This window comes from Chitinolyticbacter meiyuanensis (assembly GCF_008033135.1).
Classification (GTDB): domain Bacteria; phylum Pseudomonadota; class Gammaproteobacteria; order Burkholderiales; family Chitinibacteraceae; genus Chitinolyticbacter; species Chitinolyticbacter meiyuanensis.
Genome location: NZ_CP041335.1, coordinates 4,235,424 through 4,252,005, shown reverse-complemented (window position 1 = coordinate 4,252,005; position 16,582 = coordinate 4,235,424). Strand labels below are relative to the sequence as shown.

Sequence of the window (16,582 nt, the reverse complement as noted above, 5' to 3'; positions counted from 1 at the left end):
GGATGTTGATGCGTAAATGAAGAAAGCACTTGTTACCGGCGCCGATGGCTTCATCGGCTCCCACCTCGTTGAAATGCTGGTCAGCCGCGGTTACGAAGTCACCGCGCTGGCGCAATACAACTCGTTCAACTATTGGGGCTGGCTGGAGGATGTGGCCTGTCGCGATGCAATTAAAGTGGTGAGCGGAGATGTGCGTGATCCGCACTTTTGCAAAGCCATCACCAAGGGTCAGGACGTGGTGTTCCACTTGGCGGCACTGATTGCCATCCCGTATTCCTATGTCGCGCCGGACAGCTATGTCGATGTGAATGTGCGCGGCACGTTGAACATCTGCCAGGCAGCCAAGGAAAATGGCGTGTCGCGGGTGATCCACACTTCGACGTCCGAAGTCTATGGCACGGCCCAATACGTGCCGATCGACGAGAAACATCCGCTGCAGCCGCAGTCGCCTTATTCGGCGAGCAAGATCGGCGCTGATGCGATGGCGATGAGCTTCTACAACGCCTTCGGCCTGCCGCTGACCATCGCCCGCCCCTTCAATACCTATGGTCCGCGCCAGAGTGCCCGGGCGGTGATCCCGACCATCATCAGCCAGATCGCTGCTGGCAAGAAGCAGATCAAGCTTGGCGATGTCAGCCCGACCCGTGATTTCAACTATGTCACCGATACCTGCCGCGGCTTTATCGCGCTGGCCGAGTGCGACGCTGCGGTTGGCCAAACGGTGAACATCGGCTCCAATTTCGAAATCTCGGTGGGCGATACGCTCAACCTGATCAAGACCATCATGGACTCGGATGTCGAGTTCATCGTCGACGAGGCGCGCATCCGGCCGGAAAAATCCGAAGTCTTCCGTCTGTGGTGCGACAACGGCCTGGTTCGCTCGCTGACCGGGTTCGAGCCGCAATACAGCATCGAGGCGGGCCTGAAGGAAACGGTGAGCTGGTTCCTCGAGCCGGCTAACCTCGCCAAGTACAAGCCCGATCTCTACAACGTCTGATGGGTGCGCTGATGTCCCCCCGGCTTGAGGCACTGGTTGCCTTCGCCCGCGAGCTCTACGGTGCGGATGGCTTCATTCCGCTGCATGCGCCCCGTTTCGCCGGCAACGAAAAGCAGTATCTGCTCGATTGCATCGACTCCACTTTCGTGTCGTCGGTCGGTGCCTATGTCGATCGCTTCGAGGCGATGATGCGCGAGATCACGGGCGCGCAATATGCGGTGGCGACGGTGAATGGCACGGCCGCGCTGCATATGGCGCTGATCCTCGCCGGCGTAAACGATGGCGACGAAGTGATCACTCAGCCGCTGACCTTTGTCGCGACCTGCAATGCCATCAGCTACCAGCGCGCGCACCCGGTTTTTATCGATGTCGACCGGCACACCCTAGGGCTGTCGCCTGCCGCGCTCTCGGCCTTCCTCACCGAGCATGCCGAGCGGCGCGACGATGGCTGCTACAACCGTACTTCCGGCCGGCGCATCGCGGCCTGCGTGCCGATGCATACTTTCGGCCTGCCGTGCGATATCGACGCGCTGAATGCGATCTGTGCCGAGTGGGGCATCGTGTTGATCGAGGACGCCGCCGAATCGCTGGGCTCCTACATTGGCGAGCGCCATACCGGCTCCATCGGCCAGCTAGGGGCGTTCAGCTTCAACGGCAACAAGACGGTCACCTGCGGCGGCGGTGGCTGCATCGTCACCAACGACGAGCGCCTCGGCAGGCTGGGCAAGCATCTCACCACCACCGCCAAAGAGGCGCATCCGTGGGCGTTCTCGCACGACCAGGTCGGCTACAACTACCGGCTGCCCAATCTGAATGCCGCGCTCGCCTGCGCGCAGCTGGAGCAGTTGCCGGGCATTCTTGCCGACAAGCGCGAGACCGCGGCCCGCTATGCCGCTTTCTGCGCGGCGAACGGCATCGAATTTGTCGCGGAGCCATCCGGCACACGCAGCAATTACTGGCTTAACGCGGTATTGCTTGAGGACGAAGCCGAGCGTGATGCCTTCCTCGCGTACAGCAATGGTCTGGGCGTAATGACCCGACCGGTATGGCAGCTGATGCAGACGCTGCCGGCGTTTGCCCAGGCCCAGTGCGGGCCGCTGCCCCATGCCGAATGGCTGGCGGCGCGTCTCGTCAACCTGCCGAGCAGCGTGCGGCCATGAGTGCGCTGGTGTTCATCGGCGGTGGCGGACATGGTCGCGCCTGCCTGGAGACCGCTCGCAGCGCTGGGCTGACGGTGGCCGGCTTCGTGGATCGCGATCCTCAAGCCGATATGCAAGGCGCACCCTGGCTGGGCGACGACAATTGGTTGAACGAGGCTACTGGCGGACAGCGTTTCCTGATCACCGTCGGGCAAGTGAAATCGGCCGCGGTGCGCGTGCGGTTGTACGATCAACTGAAGGCGCTGGGCCTGCCGCTGGCAACGTTGATTGCCAGTACGGCCGTAGTGTCGCCATCGGCGCGGCTGGGCGAGGGTTCTGCAGTGCTGCACCACGCGCTCATCAATGCCGATGCTGACGTCGGCGCCAATTGCATCATCAACAGCGGCGCGCTGGTCGAGCACGATGCAGTGATCGGCGCGCATAGCCATGTGGCCACTGGCGCCATCGTCAATGGCGGCGCGCGCATCGGCAGCCGTTGCCTGGTCGGCAGCCGTGCCGTGGTGCTGCAGGGCGTGATCGTTGCCGACGACGTGGTGATCGGCGCCGGCGCAGTGGTCACGGCCGATATCAATGAGGCCGGCACCTGGGTCGGCGTGCCCGCAAGGAGAGTTTCATGACGCCCTGGCAGGATCGCGTCTTTGTCATCGCCGAGGCTGGCGTCAATCACAATGGCGATGTGGCGCTTGCGCTGCAGCTGGTCGATGCCGCTGCCGACGCCGGTGCCGATGCGGTGAAATTCCAGACCTTCCAGGCCGCCGCGCTGGTGTCGCGCGATGCAGTGACGGCCGACTACCAGAAAGCCAACACGGGGGTGGAGGAATCGCAATACGCGATGCTGAAGCGCCTGGAGCTCTCGGCCGAGGCGCACGACGCCGTGCGCCAGCGTGCGCAGGAGCGCGGCATCCTGTTCTTTTCCACGGCCTTTGATCCGGCCAGCATCGACTACCTGATCGCACTCGATATCCCGCTGTGGAAGATCCCGTCCGGCGAGATCACCAATTATCCCTATCTATGCCGCATCGCCGCCCTGCAGCGGCCAACCATACTCTCGACCGGCATGGCGACGGTGGCCGAGATCGACGACGCGGTACGGGTGCTGCTGGCGCATGGCCTCCGTCGTGAGCAACTGGCCATCCTGCATTGCAATACCGAATACCCGACGCCGCTATCGGATGTGAACCTGCGTGCTATGCCCAATTTAGGTGCGTTGTTCGGCGCTGCCTACGGTTACTCGGACCATACCGCTGGCGAGGCGATCTCGGTCGCCGCCGTGGCGCTCGGTGCGCGGGTGATCGAAAAGCACTTCACGCTCGATCGCAACCTGCCCGGGCCTGATCACAAGGCGTCGCTGGAGCCGGGTGAACTCGCCAGTATGGTGGCCGCGATCCGCGCGGTGGAAACCGCGCTGGGCAACGGTATCAAGCAGCCGACGCCCTCTGAGGCCAAGAATCGGCCGATCGCAAGGAAGAGCATCGTCGCTGCCCGCGCCATCCGGGCCGGCGAGGTGTTCGGCGCCGACAACCTGGCGATCAAGCGGCCGGGCACCGGCATCAGCCCGATGCGCTGGCCCGAGCTGATCGGCCGAACGGCAAGCCGCGACTACGCCGAAGACGAGGTGATCGCGTGGTAAGGCGGATCTGCGTTGTCACCGCCACGCGGGCCGAATACGGCTTGCTGCGGCCGTTGATCGCCGCGCTGCAGGCTGATGGCGCAGTATCACTGCAGCTGGTGGTGACCGGCGCCCACCTCGCACCCGAGTTTGGCCAGACCTGGAAACAAATCGAGGCCGATGGCTTTGCGATCGATGCCAAGGTCGAGATGCTGCTCACAGGCGATACGGCGACGGCGACGGCCAAGAGCATGGGCCTCGCGCTATCCGGTTTCGCCGATGTGTTTGCGCGATTGCAGCCTGAACTGCTGGTGATGCTGGGCGACCGCTATGAGATGTTGGCTGTGGCCGCCGCAGCCACGCTGTTCCGTATTCCCATTGCCCACCTGCATGGTGGCGAGACCACCGAGGGCGCGTACGACGAAGCGTTCCGCCACGCCATCACCAAGTGCGCACACCTGCATTTCACCGCTACTGAGGACTATCGCCGCCGCGTGATCCAGTTGGGTGAAGATCCGGCTCGGGTGTTCAACGTTGGTGCCATCGGCATCGACAGCATCAAGACACTGCCGCTGCTCTCCAGAGCGCAATTGTTGCCGCAACTGGAGCTGACCGAGGATGAGCGCTACTGGCTGGTCACCTACCATCCGGTCACGCTGGCCGATGGTGACGCCGTTGCCGAGGTCGACGCATTGGTGGAGGCATTGCTGACGCAGGTTGGCACCCGAATCGTCGTGACAGGGGCCAATGCCGACACCGGCGGCCGCGCGGTGAACGCGCGCTGGCAATACTGGCAGGCGCAACATCCGGATCGGCTGGTGCTGTTCGCTTCGCTGGGCTCGTTGCGTTATCTCTCTGCCGTGAAGCACGCGCTTGCCGTGGTTGGCAATTCGTCGTCTGGCATCATCGAAGCCCCATCGCTCGGTGTGCCGACGCTCGATATCGGTGCGCGCCAGCAAGGGCGGGTGCGTGCCGGCTCGGTCCGGCACGTGGCGCCAGCGGCCGATGCCATTGCTGCGGGCCTCGCCCACGTGGCGAGCGAGAGTGCGCGGCAAGCCGCAGCCAGCCAAGTCAATCCGTATGGCGATGGTGGCACCACTGACCGCATCATGGCGGTGTTGCGCGAGACCGATTTCGCAAGCCTCCTCGTGAAACGCTTCCACGACCTGCCTACTGCCGCCATGGCACACCTTCGCAGCGAGTAAATCGGTTGCCTGTTGGTGTGGGTTTGGCTTGGCTTTCTAATTGATCGAGGACGAGCCGTGTTCAACTCATCAGTGGCACTGATCCCCGCGCGTGCTGGCAGCAAGCGCTTGCCGAACAAGAACCTGCTGCCGGTGGCAGGCAAGCCGCTGATTGCCTGGACCATCGAGGCAGCGCTGGCTAGTGGTTGTTTCGACCGCGTGCTGGTTAGCACCGACAGCGGGGCGCTGGCCGACATCGCGCGCGCGCATGGCGCCGACGTGCCCTTCCTGCGTCCGGCCGAATTCTCCTCCGATACCGCAAGCTCGATGGACGTGATCCGCCATGCGCTGGCCTGGCTGGAGGCCGAATCCGGCGTGCCGGAGACAACGACCTTGCTGCAACCGACCAGCCCGCTGCGCACCGCGGAGGACATCCGCGCGGCGTTTGCGCGCTTTCGCGATACCGGCGCCGACAGCGTAGTCTCGGTCTCCGAAGCCGAGCACAGCCCGCTGTGGAGCAATACCTTGCCGCATGATGGTTCGCTGGCGGGCTTCCTGCGCCCTGAGGTGCTGGGCAAACGCTCGCAGGATCTGCCGACCTACTACCGGCTCAATGGCGCCCTCTATATCGCGCGTACTGCCAGCTTGCTGGCGCAGGGCGGTTTCCTGGGCGCGAACAGCTATGCCTATGTGATGCCGGCCGAGCGCGCCGTCGATATCGATCATCGCGCTGACCTGTTGCTAGCCGACATCCTGTTGCGCGAGGGCGAGGGCTCATGAGTTCACGGCTGGCCCGTTCGGCCACCTGGTATCTGCTGGCCAATCTGGGCGGCAGCGCCATCCCGTTTCTCGCGCTGCCGGTGCTGACTCGGCTGCTGACGCCGGAGCAGTTCGGTATCGCTGCGCTATTCCAAGCGATCACCGCGGTGATGGTGGCGCTGGTCGGCCTGTCCGCGCCCGGCGCGCTCAATGTGTTCTATCACCAGCGAGCGCCCGAGGCGTTTCCGCGCTTCGTCGGCAGTGCGCTAACCTTGGTATGGACCTCGGCGCTGGTGCTGACGGTGCTCACCTGGCTGGGCGCGGCCTTGTGGCCGGGAGAGACCTGGCTGCCACCCGAGTGGCTGGCGTTGTGCGTGGTGCTGGCGGCGCTGCAGATGGTGGCGCAGGTGCGGCTGGCGGCTTGGCAGACCGCGGGTCAGGCGCGGCCGTATGCCGCGTTCCAGCTGTCGCAGGCGGCGGGCAATGTGCTGCTGTCGCTGGGTTTGATCGCCACCGTATTGCCGGACTGGCACGGCCGGGCAACCGGCCTCGTACTGGCGGCGCTGGTCGCCGCCGCCGTGGCGCTGTGGACGTTGGCCCGCAAGCAGCAACTGCGCTGGGGGGCAGATGGTGCATCGCTGCGCGAGCTGCTGCGCTTTGGCGTGCCGTTGCTGCCGCATGCGTTGGGGGGAGTGGCGCTCGCCAATGCCGATCGTTTCGTGATCGCGGGTGCGCTCGATGAACACGCGGTCGGTCTCTATATCGCCGGCTTGCAGCTGGGCATGATCGTGCAGCTCTTGGCCGATGCCGTGAACAAGGCCTATGCGCCGTGGCTGTTTGGCGTGCTGGCGCGCAATGATGCTGCCACGCTGCGCCGCGTGGTGCGGGCCACTTACGGCTATTTTGCCGCCATCACGGTATTCGCGCTGCTACTCGGCTGGCTGGCGCCGCCGCTGGCGGCGCTGGTGCTGGGCCCGCGCTATGCCGGCGCTGAGCAGGTGGTGCTGTTCATTGCGCTGGGTGGGGCTTTTCACGGCATGTATCTGATGGTGACCAACTACCTGTTCTACGCCAAGAAGACCGCGGTGCTGTCGCGCATCACCTTGTCGTGTGCGGTGCTGAGCGTGTTGCTGGCGCTGGCGCTGGTGCACGCGATTGGCCTCGTCGGCGCGGCGCTGGCGTTTGCACTGTCCAAGGCCTGTTTCTTCGCCGCGACCTGGTTCTTTGCCGCCCGCCACCATCCAATGCCATGGCGTAGCGCCTTTGGAGCAGTCGCATGAGCGAGCGCCGGTTGCTGATCTGTGCCACGCCGCTGCACGTGCTGATTGGCGAACGGCTGATTGTTGAGACGCCTGCGGAATGGCAGCTGCTTTACTACACGAAGCACGACAACGACAAGGCACGCCACTACTATCAGCGACTGGCCCGACTTTGTGTTCGCTCGCGCTATGTGGTGCTGGGGGGCGGCAGCGGCGGCAATCTCGTGCGCATGCGCATTGCTGCGCTGGGATGGGGCAGGCTCGACGTGGCGTACCTTGGATCTGCCAACGAATGGCTGGTGCATTACCTGCTTTCCAAGCTGCACTATCGCAGGCTGGAGACCTTCGATGATGGTCTGGGCAACCTGATCCGTGGGGGATTGTTCGATGTGCCCAAGCCGCGTGGCAGGAAGCGGGCGCTGGTCTCCGTGCTGATTGGCGTGCGGCATGACCTCAATACCATCCGGGCCCAATCGGCGCAGCATCACACGATCTATCGCCAGCCGAACGTATTCGAGCGTTCCCGCTACTTGCCGCTGTTCGATGCGCCAATCGAAGTGGCCTCCCCAAGCCGCTGGTTGCGGGTCTTCCTCGGGCAGCCGGTGTATGAAGCGGATCGTGAGCGATGCAAGGTGCTCAACCAAGCTGCTGTTGATCTGCTTCAACCAGACCTTTATTTCCCCCACCCACGCGAGGATTACATTGTCGAGCGAGTCGAGCGTGTAGAGGCTCCCGAAGTATTCGAGGATTGGTTGGCACAACGCTTGCAGGCAGAGCCCGCGCTTGGCGTGGAGGTCATTAGTTTTTTCAGTTCCAGCCTGCTTTCTGTCGCTGGGTGGCCGCGCGTGCAAACGCTTGCGGTGCAGCATGGCGACATCAACCGGCCCGCCGACTACACGCTGCTACGCGAGGCTGGCATTCGGGTAATGCCGCTCGAGGCGACGGACAAGGCACAATGAGTTACTCGATCTACTTGGTTTCGCTGGCGCGCGACGAAGCCCGGCGCCAGGCATTGGCGGCTCGCTTCCCGCAGCATGCTTCTGCGTTCCAGCTGGTGGAAGCCGTCGACGGCCGCGCCATGCCGGCGCGTGCCTTCTTCGAGCGCACCGTCGATTTCTACCACAACTACCGCCGGCTGATGTCGCCGGCCGAGCTTGGCTGCACGCTGTCGCACCTGCAGGCGTACGAAACCTTCCTGCAGACGACGGCCAAGCGCGCGCTGGTGCTGGAAGACGACATCGAGGGAGACGATGCAGCGCTGGCCCAGGTGCTGGCGCTGGCCGGAGAGCTGCCTGACGACGCCATCCTGATTGCTGGTGGCCAGCAAGGGCTGGTGTCCAGAAAGCGCCTCTACGGCAAGCCGACCGCCACGCCGGGTTTGTACCAGCTGGCGGACTACAGCTATCCGCATATCAAGCGCACCTGCGGCTATGTGATCACCAAGCAGAGCGCGGAGCAGCTGCTGCAACGCGGCCGGGCAACGACGCTGGTGGCCGATGGCTGGGATCGCTACGTGGCCGGTACCGGCATCCGGCTCTATTACGCCCCGCTGCTGTCGCATCCCGAGCTGCTGGCGGGCAGCCATATCGAGCGCGATCGGCTCGATCTCGATCCCGGTTTTTGGCAGAAAGTATTCAGCCCGCGGTTGCCGCGAAAACTGCGGCAGTACGTGCAAGACATCTGCTTCCAGGTGACTCGTGCGCTGCACGGCTACCGGAGGCTGCCGTGAGTGCGTTGCTGACCGTGGCCGTCGCGGTGTTCGGCGAGCGCATCGCTGCCGTGCGCGACTGGGCGTTCGATTCACGCGTGCAGTACCTGCTGCTGTGGCAGCGGCCGGGCGAGGATCGCGGCGGCTGGCCGGACAATGTGACGGTGTTGCCACTGGATACCGTCGGCGTCACTCACAGCCGCAATGTGGCGATCACTCACTGCGCCACGCCGTGGCTGTGGTTCATGGACGACGACGTGACACTGCCGGCAGCCTCGATCGACGTGTTGCTCGCCGATCTGCCGCAACGCGCCGAGAACGAGATCCTGATCGCTTCGGTGTTGCTGCCCGATGGTCGCGCGATGAAGCGCCGGCCCGATGGCCTGCGCTACAACCGCCGGCATATCCTCACCGTGGGCACCATCCAGATCATCGCGCAAGCCGACTGGCTGCGGCGCCATGCGGTGCGTTTCCCATTGCGGCTGGGCGCCGGCGCCACCTACCCGGTGTGCGACGAGCCGGTGTTTCTGGCGCGCGCCTTGCGCGCCGGTGCGCGCATCTCGCACCTGGATCGAGTGACGGTGATCCACCCCGAGCTGCGCTCGGGCCAACAGTTCGCCCGGCCGGAGTTTGTTCGCGCCCGCGCCATCGCCTTCTATGAGATTTTCGGTGTGCCGCTATGCCTGATTGCATCGCTGTATTTCTGGGCCCGGCATGCGCGCCGCATCGGCACGCGCTGGCCGGCACTGTTCCACTACGGAAAGGCGGGCTGACGCGATGAGCGAAATCCCCGTACGCGATACCCTCGTTAGTGTCGTGATGCCGGCCTACAACGCGCTGCCCTTTCTGCGCGAGGCGGTGGCCTCGGTGCAGGCGCAGACGCATCAGGATTGGGAGCTGCTGATCGTCGACGACGGTTCGACCGACGAGACGGTCGCTGTTGCCCAAGAGATGGCTTTGGCTGATCCACGCATCCGTGTGCTGCAGAGTGCCGGGCAGGGCGGGCCGGCACGGGCGCGCAATCTGGCGATTGATGCGAGCATCGGTCGCTACATCGCCTTTCTCGATAGCGACGATGCCTGGCTGCCGCACAAGCTCGCCACGCAGCTGGCAGCGATGCAGCGGCATGGCGCGCTGCTGTGCTACAGCGCCTACCACAAGATCGACACCGCTGGCGTGCGCAGCGAGCGGCCGGTGGTGCCGCCGCCATGGGTCAATCATGTGATGTTGCTCAAGTCCAACCATATCGGTTGCCTGACCGGTATCTTCGACGCCGGCGCGCTGGGGCGCGAGCGGATGCCGGATATCCGCAAGCGGCAGGATCTGGCGCTGTGGATCCGGCTCACCCGCCGCATTGCCGCCGAGTTCGGGCCCTGTCGCGACAAGGTGATCGGCATCGGCGAGCCGCTGGCGCTGTATCGGGTGCACCCAGGCACGGTGTCGAGCAACAAGTCGAGCGCCGCCGCCTGGCAATGGAAGGTCCACCGCGAGGTGGAGCGGCTGTCGCTGCCGGCGTCGATCTGGTATTTCATTCATTACGCCGTCAACGGCTGGCTCAAGTCACGGATACGCTGACCCATGCAGGTTTTGTTCATCAGCTTTCTGCTGTCCTTCCTCGGCACCATGCTGATCATTCGCACCAGCCATTGGCACGGCGGATTGTCGGCCGACCACGATCTGGGCGGCGTACAGAAATTCCATGTGCACGCCGTGCCGCGCATCGGCGGCGTGGCGGTGATGGCGGGGCTGCTCGCCGTGGCGAGCTGGTATTCGTACAAGGGCATCCTCGAGGAGCGCGCGTTCTGGCTGTTGATCCTGGTGAGCCTGCCGGCCTTTTTCGGCGGCTTGATCGAGGATCTGACCAAGGCGGTGTCGCCGCTGGCACGGCTAGTGCTGACCATGATCGCGGCGATGGCGGGCTTCTGGCTGCTCGATGCCGGCATCGAGCGCATCGACGTGCCGATGCTCGACCCGATGGTGTCGTTCTGGCCGGTGGCGCTGCTGTTCACCGCCGTGGCGGTGGCCGGGGTGGCGAATGCGGTGAACATCATCGACGGCTACAACGGCTTGGCCGCCATGGTGTCGATGATGATCTTTGCCGCCTTCGGCTATGTGGGGTGGCAGCTGCAGGACCCGCTGATCTGGCGCACCTCGTTTGCCATGATCGGTGCGATCCTCGGCTTCTTCGTCTGGAACTACCCGCGTGGTCATATCTTTCTCGGTGATGGCGGCGCCTATCTGATCGGCTTCATGGTCGGCGAGATGGCCGTGCTGCTGGTGGCGCGGCACGATCGTGTCACACCATGGTTCCCGCTACTGGTGGTGATCTATCCGGTGTTCGAGACGCTGTTTTCGATCTGGCGCAAGAAGTTCGTACGCGGCATGTCGCCCGGCATGCCGGATGGCGTACACCTGCACATGCTGGTGTACAAGCGGCTGGTGCGTTGGGCGGTCGGCAGCCAGGAGGCGCGGCACAAGACCACGCGCAATGCGCTGACGTCGCCCTATCTGTGGCTGTTGTGCTCGACCAGCGTGGTGCCGGCGGTGCTGTTCTGGAAGAACCCGCTGGCACTGCAGATTGCACTCGCCGTGTTCGTGGTGCTGTATGTGCTGCTCTATCGCCAGCTGGTGCGCTTCCGCTCGCCGAACTGGCTGGTGCTGCGCAAGCAAGTGCGGTCGCGCAAGGCGGCGCAGCAAAGACCCAAGCCGGACTAGCCGTGCTTGAGCCGGCGCTGGCGGCGTGATTCGGCTGCGCGCCAGCGCGCGGTTTCGGCTTCATTGGCCGGCACCAATGGCGGGATCGCGATCGGCTTGCCGTCATCCCCAAGTGCCACCATGGTGAAGTAGCAGCTGTTGGTGTGCCGTACCGTGCGGGTCCGGATGTTCTCGGCCTCCACCCGGATGCCGATCTCCATCGAGGTGTTGCCGGTGTAGTTCACGCTGGCGCGGAAGGTGACGAGCTCGCCGACATGGATCGGCTGTTTGAATAGCACCTGATCGACCGACAGTGTCACCACATAGGTGCCGGCATAGCGGCTGGCGCAGGCGTAGGCCGCCTCGTCGAGCAGTTTCAAGAGCTGACCGCCGTGCACATTGCCGGAGAAGTTGGCCATCTCGGGCATCATCAGCACAGTCATCGAGAGCTGGTGGCGGGGCAGGTCGGACATGGCGCGGGCTCGTGAACGAATCATTCAGTGTGCCTTGCCGCGACACAAAAACAAACAGTCGGCACATGGCCGGCTGTTGTCATCGCAGTTCAAGCGGTCACAACCCCGCGTCGTGAGCCTGCTGATCCGCGTGGTAGGAACTGCGTACCATGGCGCCGACGGCGGCGTGCTTGAAGCCGAGTTCGTAGGCCAGCGTTTCCCAGGCCTTGAACTGGTCCGGATGCACATAGCGCAGCACTGGCAGGTGGCCGTTCGAGGGTTGCAGGTACTGGCCGATGGTGATCATGTCGATGTCGTGGGCACGCATGTCATGCATCACCTGTACCACTTCCTCGTCGGTTTCGCCGAGGCCCACCATGATGCCGGACTTGGTTGCCACCTCCGGGTACATCGCCTTGAAATCCTTCAGCAGCTTGAGCGAGTGCAGGTAGTCCGAGCCCGGGCGAGCCTGCTTATAGAGCCGCGGCGCGGTTTCCAGATTGTGGTTCATCACATCCGGCAACGCTTGGCCGAAGAGTTCCAGCGCGACTTCGAGCCGACCGCGGAAATCGGGCACCAGTACTTCGATTTGCGTTGCGGGCGACAGCGAGCGGGTGTGGCTGATGCAGTCGACGAAATGCTGGGCGCCACCGTCGCGCAGGTCATCGCGATCGACCGAGGTGATCACCACGTATTTCAGCCGCAGCGCGGCGATGGTCTCGCCCAGATGGCGCGGCTCGTCGGCATCGAGCGGGTTGGGCCGACCGTGGCCCACATCGCAGAACGGGCAACGGCGGGTGCAAATGTCGCCCATGATCATGAAGGTGGCCGTGCCCTTGCCGAAGCACTCGCCGATATTGGGACAGGAGGCTTCCTCGCACACCGTGTGCAGCTTCTGGCTGCGCAATATGTCCTTGATCTCGTAGAAGCGGCTGGTGGTGCTGGGCGCCTGCACGCGGATCCACGACGGCTTCTTCAGCTTTTCCTCGAGCGGGACGATCTTGATCGGGATACGGGCGGTCTTGGCTTCGCCCTTCAGTTTCACGCCCTGTAGGGCGGATTGCGGGGCGGTCTTGACGGTGTCGGTCATGTGCGTGGGCGCCAGTGCCGCGCGAATCGGCGGCTAATCAGCTGATTTGTTGCAGGATTTTGTCGGCCATTTTACCGGCAATCGCGGCCGGTGTGGTCGCGATACCGAAGTCGGCGAGCTGTGCCACCTTGAGGCCCTGATAGCCACAGGGATTGATCATGGCGTAAGGCGCGAGATCCATCGCCACGTTGAAGCACAGGCCGTGAAAGCAGCAGCCATTGCGGATGCGCAGGCCCAGCGCGGCGATCTTGGCTTCCTCGCCCGCCGCATCCCGCACATACACGCCGGGTGCATCGACCTTGCCGTAGGCGGGGAGATCGTAATCGGCGAGCAATGCGATCACGCTGTTCTCCAGTCGGCGCACCAGCTCGCGCACGCCGATCCCAAGCCGCTTGAGGTCGAACAGCGTATAGGCCATCAACTGGCCTGGGCCGTGGTAGGTGACCTGGCCACCCCGGTCGATCTGCACGATGGGGATGTTGCCGCGCTGCAGGATGTGTTCGGTCTTGCCGGCCTGGCCAAGCGTGAATACTGGCGGGTGCTCCAGCAGCCAGATCTCGTCCGGCGTATCCGAATTGCGCGCGTCGGTGAACGCCTGCATTGCATGCCAGGTCGGCTCGTAGGGCTGCTGGCCGAGCAGGCGCACCGACGAGCCGGGTGGCGATACGGCTGGCGTACCGTCCACCCACGGCAATGCGGCGGGAAACGCGGTGACGACCTCGGCGAGCACGCCTTACAGCACCAGCTGCACGTGCGGATGCGCGCGCAGTGCGGCATCGAGCTGGCGGAACTGGTCTGCGCTGTCGAAGGTGACGCTGAGCGTTGCCGAGTAGTAAGAGCCCGAGCTCGACGCGCGGATCGTCACCAGTTCGCCGCCGGCGAAGCCCGGCACATGGGTGACGGTGACGGCGACCACCGCAGCCTCGAACTCGGCCGCGTCTGCGCCTTTCAGGCTGACGGCCTTGACCGGGATCACCGCCGGGAAGGTCAGCAGGTCTTCGAGCTTGTTGCCGGTGGGTTCACCAGCATTGGGTTGGGTCGGTTTCAGGCTCATGGTGTGTTGCGCCGCGCTTGCGCGGCCTCCTGGTAGTGCGTGTACATCTGTCGGTAGATGGGGCCGGGAATACCGTTTCCAATCGGGGCGCCGTCGAGGGCGACGATGGCGAGTATTTCCTTGGACGACGACGTGAGCCATAGCTCGTCGGCGCCGCGTATTTCCACCTCGCTTACGTCGCGGACCTGCAGCGGCAGGCCATGTGCCTGGGCGAGCTCGATCACCACGTCGTAGGTGATGCCGGTGAGCATGCGGTTCGAGGGTGCGGGCGTGGCAATCACTCCGTGCTGCACCACGAAGAGATTGCTGGCTGCGCCTTCGGTGAGCCAGCCGTCACGGAACAGCACGGTTTCCGCCGCGCCTGCCGCCACCGCAGCCTGCTTGGCCAGCACATTGGCGAGCAGCGAGATGGCCTTCACATCGCAACGGCCCCAGCGGATGTCGGGAATCGAGATCGCGGTGACGCCCAGCTCGACCGCTTCGCGTGCCGGCGGCGTCAGCGGATCGGCGAAGGCGAACACCGTGGGCGTCGTTTCGGCGGGAAAGACGTGGTTGCGCGGATAGGCCGCGCCGCGCGTCACCTGCAGGTAGATCGACTGGTCATCGAACGGCTGAGCAGCGACGAGCTGCTCGACGATGGCCGTCCATTCGGCATCACTGTGCGGATTGGGGAGCGAGATGGCGGTCAGGCTGCGTTGCAGCCGGCGCAAGTGCTCGGCCAGGCGGAACGGCCGGCGCGCGTAAACCGGGATCATCTCGTACACGCCGTCGCCAAACAAAAAGCCGCGGTCCAGCACCGACACCTGCAGCTCGGCAAGCGGCGCAAAGCGGCCGTTGAGAAAGGCGGTGAGCGTGGGGGCAGCATCCATGGCCAGGCTCAGTGCGTGGCGCAGCCGGCCGGCTTGTAGGTGCGCGCGGTCGAGGCGGGGTTGTTGGCAAGCTTGGCGGTGGGCCGGCGCGGCCGGGCCACCAGCTCGCCGCCACAGTTGGGGCAGATACCGGATAGCACGCCGGTCGCGCAATCGACGCAGAACGTGCATTCGAACGAGCAGATCATGGCGCCAGCCGCATCGGCAGGCAGATCACGGTCACAGCATTCGCAGCCGGGGCGCATCTCGAGCATGGGCATCTCCTAGGCGATGGGCTTCCAGTTTAGCGCCGAACCCGTGACCTCAGGCATCTGCGGTTCGCCAACTGGCCACCGGAGCGAGTTCCGCACCGGCAAGGGCCGTGTCAGGCGGCTGGTACACGAACGCGGAGGCAGCACCATTGGCCGGTCTGGGGTATTCCGCGCAGCATCCGGGCGTGACACGCGAAGGCCAGCAAGCAGCGGCGAGACAGTACGTGAGGTACGGTAAGCCGCTGCGTCGCGCAGCCGACAAAGTGGCATGCTCAGAGGCAAAGCGGCATCAGCCGAACAGCTTGTTGAACCACAGCCGGATGCTGTCCCAGGCGCGGCCGAAGATGCCCGCTTGCTCGACCTTTTCCAGCGCCACCACCGGATAGGTGCCGATGGCCTTGCCCTCGACGCTGACCTTGAGTGTGCCGATCTGCTGCCCGAGCTGGATCGGCGCGATCAAGGGCTGGTTGCTGGTGAAGTCGAGCTTGAGCTTCTTGGCGTCGCCGCGCGGTAGCGTGATGTAACGGTTGTCGAGAAAACCGGCCTTCACTTCGTCGGCCGCACCTTTCCATACCGGCACGGTGGCGATGGCCTTCTTGGCTTCGTAGAGGCGTGGGGTCTCGAAGAACTGCACGCCCCAGTTCAACAGCTTGGCCGATTCAGCGGCACGCATCTGCTCGCTGGCGGTGCCGACCACCACCGAGATCAAACGGCGTTCGTCGCGGTGGGTGGAGGCAACGAGGTTGAAGCCGGCGGAGTTGGTGTGCCCGGTCTTGAGGCCATCGACGAAGGGATCGCGGTACAGCAGCAGGTTGCGGTTGGGCTGCTTGATGTTGTTGTACGAGAATTCCTTCATCGAGTAGATCGGATAGAACTCGGGGAAGTCGCGGATGATGGCGGCGGCGAGCTTCCCGAGGTCAGTTGTCGTGGTATAGAGGTTGGGGTCGGGCAGGCCGGTGGAGTTGGTGAAATGGCTGCCGGACAGGCCCAGGCGCTTGGCCTCGCGGTTCATCAGCTGGGCGAACACTTCCTCGCTGCCGGCAATGGCCTCGGCCAGCGTCACGCAGGCATCGTTGCCGCTCTGCACGATCATGCCCTTGATCAGGTCGTCCACCTTGGCTGGCACCTTGGGGTCGAGGAACATGCGCGAGCCCTCGGTCTTCCAGCCCTTTTCTGACACGGTGAGCTGCTGGTCGAGCTTGAGCTTGCCTTCCTTCACCGCTTTGAACGTGAGATAGGCGGTCATCAGCTTGGTCAGCGAAGCGGGCTCGACGCGCGCGTTGGCATCATCTGCCGCCAGCACGGCGCCGCTCTGGTAGTCGAACAGGTAATACGATTTGGCGGCGATCTCCGGCACCTGGGGAGTGAAGGCATGGGTGATCAGCGGCGCGGCGGCGACGGCGATGACGAGAGGGGCGAACTTCATGGCAGGCGGGAACATGGAGGCGGGAAAAGGCGAAGTATAAAGACCCGAGTGACTTCGCCCAACCGGCAAC

The 16,582-nt window shown here is 64.3% G+C and carries 19 protein-coding genes; 12 read left to right on the top strand and 7 right to left on the bottom strand.

Going from position 1 to position 16,582, the window contains the following annotated elements:
• The first annotated feature begins 16 nt into the window (after positions 1–16).
• From FLM21_RS20345 to FLM21_RS20290, 12 genes are read left to right on the top strand one after another with little or no spacing between them, the layout of a single operon-like run.
• Positions 17–997: an NAD-dependent 4,6-dehydratase LegB gene (locus tag FLM21_RS20345; protein ID WP_148717328.1), complete on the top strand. Its 981-nt coding sequence runs from the start codon at positions 17–19 to the stop codon at positions 995–997.
• An 11-nt stretch (positions 998–1,008) separates the two neighbouring features.
• Positions 1,009–2,157 carry a LegC family aminotransferase gene (locus FLM21_RS20340; RefSeq protein ID WP_148717327.1) on the top strand — a complete coding sequence of 383 codons (1,149 nt, stop codon included), beginning with the start codon at positions 1,009–1,011 and terminating at the stop codon, positions 2,155–2,157.
• The gene (locus FLM21_RS20335; protein WP_187360015.1) at positions 2,154–2,774 is read left to right on the top strand and encodes an acetyltransferase; all 621 of its coding nucleotides are present in this window, start codon (positions 2,154–2,156) and stop codon (positions 2,772–2,774) included. Before FLM21_RS20340 ends, FLM21_RS20335 begins: the two co-directional genes overlap by 4 nt.
• On the top strand, positions 2,771–3,787 hold the full coding sequence (gene neuB, locus FLM21_RS20330) for an N-acetylneuraminate synthase (RefSeq protein ID WP_148717325.1): 1,017 nt from the start codon (positions 2,771–2,773) through the stop codon (positions 3,785–3,787). Before FLM21_RS20335 ends, neuB begins: the two co-directional genes overlap by 4 nt.
• Positions 3,781–4,971 carry a UDP-N-acetylglucosamine 2-epimerase gene (gene neuC, locus FLM21_RS20325; protein ID WP_148717324.1) on the top strand — a complete coding sequence of 397 codons (1,191 nt, stop codon included), beginning with the start codon at positions 3,781–3,783 and terminating at the stop codon, positions 4,969–4,971. The genes neuB and neuC overlap by 7 nt, the downstream gene beginning before the upstream one ends.
• 57 nt (positions 4,972–5,028) lie before the next feature.
• Complete coding sequence (locus FLM21_RS20320; protein WP_148717323.1) at positions 5,029–5,730, top strand: acylneuraminate cytidylyltransferase family protein; 702 nt, start codon at positions 5,029–5,031, stop codon at positions 5,728–5,730.
• Positions 5,727–6,989, top strand: coding sequence for a lipopolysaccharide biosynthesis protein (locus FLM21_RS20315; protein WP_148717322.1), 1,263 nt, complete (start codon positions 5,727–5,729; stop codon positions 6,987–6,989). Before FLM21_RS20320 ends, FLM21_RS20315 begins: the two co-directional genes overlap by 4 nt.
• Entirely contained in the window at positions 6,986–7,927 is a 942-nt protein-coding gene (locus tag FLM21_RS20310) for a glycosyltransferase family 52 (protein ID WP_148717321.1), read from the top strand. Before FLM21_RS20315 ends, FLM21_RS20310 begins: the two co-directional genes overlap by 4 nt.
• Positions 7,924–8,697, top strand: coding sequence for a glycosyltransferase family 25 protein (locus FLM21_RS20305; protein WP_148717320.1), 774 nt, complete (start codon positions 7,924–7,926; stop codon positions 8,695–8,697). The genes FLM21_RS20310 and FLM21_RS20305 overlap by 4 nt, the downstream gene beginning before the upstream one ends.
• The gene (locus FLM21_RS20300; RefSeq protein WP_148717319.1) at positions 8,694–9,449 is read left to right on the top strand and encodes a glycosyltransferase family protein; all 756 of its coding nucleotides are present in this window, start codon (positions 8,694–8,696) and stop codon (positions 9,447–9,449) included. The genes FLM21_RS20305 and FLM21_RS20300 overlap by 4 nt, the downstream gene beginning before the upstream one ends.
• Before the next feature lie 4 nt (positions 9,450–9,453).
• Complete coding sequence (locus FLM21_RS20295; protein ID WP_187360014.1) at positions 9,454–10,251, top strand: glycosyltransferase family 2 protein; 798 nt, start codon at positions 9,454–9,456, stop codon at positions 10,249–10,251.
• A gap of 3 nt (positions 10,252–10,254) precedes the next feature.
• Entirely contained in the window at positions 10,255–11,391 is a 1,137-nt protein-coding gene (locus tag FLM21_RS20290; RefSeq protein WP_148717317.1) for an MraY family glycosyltransferase, read from the top strand.
• On the opposite strand, the gene FLM21_RS20285 is transcribed toward FLM21_RS20290, so the two are convergent.
• From FLM21_RS20285 to FLM21_RS20255, 7 genes are all read right to left on the bottom strand, one after another.
• Positions 11,388–11,843, bottom strand: a complete 456-nt coding sequence (locus FLM21_RS20285; protein ID WP_148717316.1) for an acyl-CoA thioesterase — start codon at positions 11,841–11,843, stop codon at positions 11,388–11,390. The two genes, FLM21_RS20290 and FLM21_RS20285, sit on opposite strands and share 4 nt — an antisense overlap.
• A 97-nt stretch (positions 11,844–11,940) precedes the next feature.
• The gene (lipA, locus tag FLM21_RS20280) at positions 11,941–12,912 is read right to left on the bottom strand and encodes a lipoyl synthase (RefSeq protein ID WP_148717315.1); all 972 of its coding nucleotides are present in this window, start codon (positions 12,910–12,912) and stop codon (positions 11,941–11,943) included.
• 37 nt (positions 12,913–12,949) lie between these two features.
• Complete coding sequence (lipB, locus tag FLM21_RS20275; RefSeq protein WP_505637351.1) at positions 12,950–13,597, bottom strand: lipoyl(octanoyl) transferase LipB; 648 nt, start codon at positions 13,595–13,597, stop codon at positions 12,950–12,952.
• A 48-nt stretch (positions 13,598–13,645) separates the two neighbouring features.
• Positions 13,646–13,966, bottom strand: coding sequence for a DUF493 family protein (locus FLM21_RS20270; protein ID WP_187360013.1), 321 nt, complete (start codon positions 13,964–13,966; stop codon positions 13,646–13,648).
• Positions 13,963–14,835: a D-amino acid aminotransferase gene (locus FLM21_RS20265; RefSeq protein ID WP_148717313.1), complete on the bottom strand. Its 873-nt coding sequence runs from the start codon at positions 14,833–14,835 to the stop codon at positions 13,963–13,965. Before FLM21_RS20265 ends, FLM21_RS20270 begins: the two co-directional genes overlap by 4 nt.
• An 8-nt stretch (positions 14,836–14,843) precedes the next feature.
• Complete coding sequence (locus FLM21_RS20260) at positions 14,844–15,089, bottom strand: DUF1272 domain-containing protein (RefSeq protein WP_148717312.1); 246 nt, start codon at positions 15,087–15,089, stop codon at positions 14,844–14,846.
• Between the two features lie 286 nt (positions 15,090–15,375).
• Positions 15,376–16,512, bottom strand: coding sequence for a D-alanyl-D-alanine carboxypeptidase family protein (locus FLM21_RS20255; protein WP_148717311.1), 1,137 nt, complete (start codon positions 16,510–16,512; stop codon positions 15,376–15,378).
• Between the last annotated feature and the right edge of the window lie 70 nt (positions 16,513–16,582).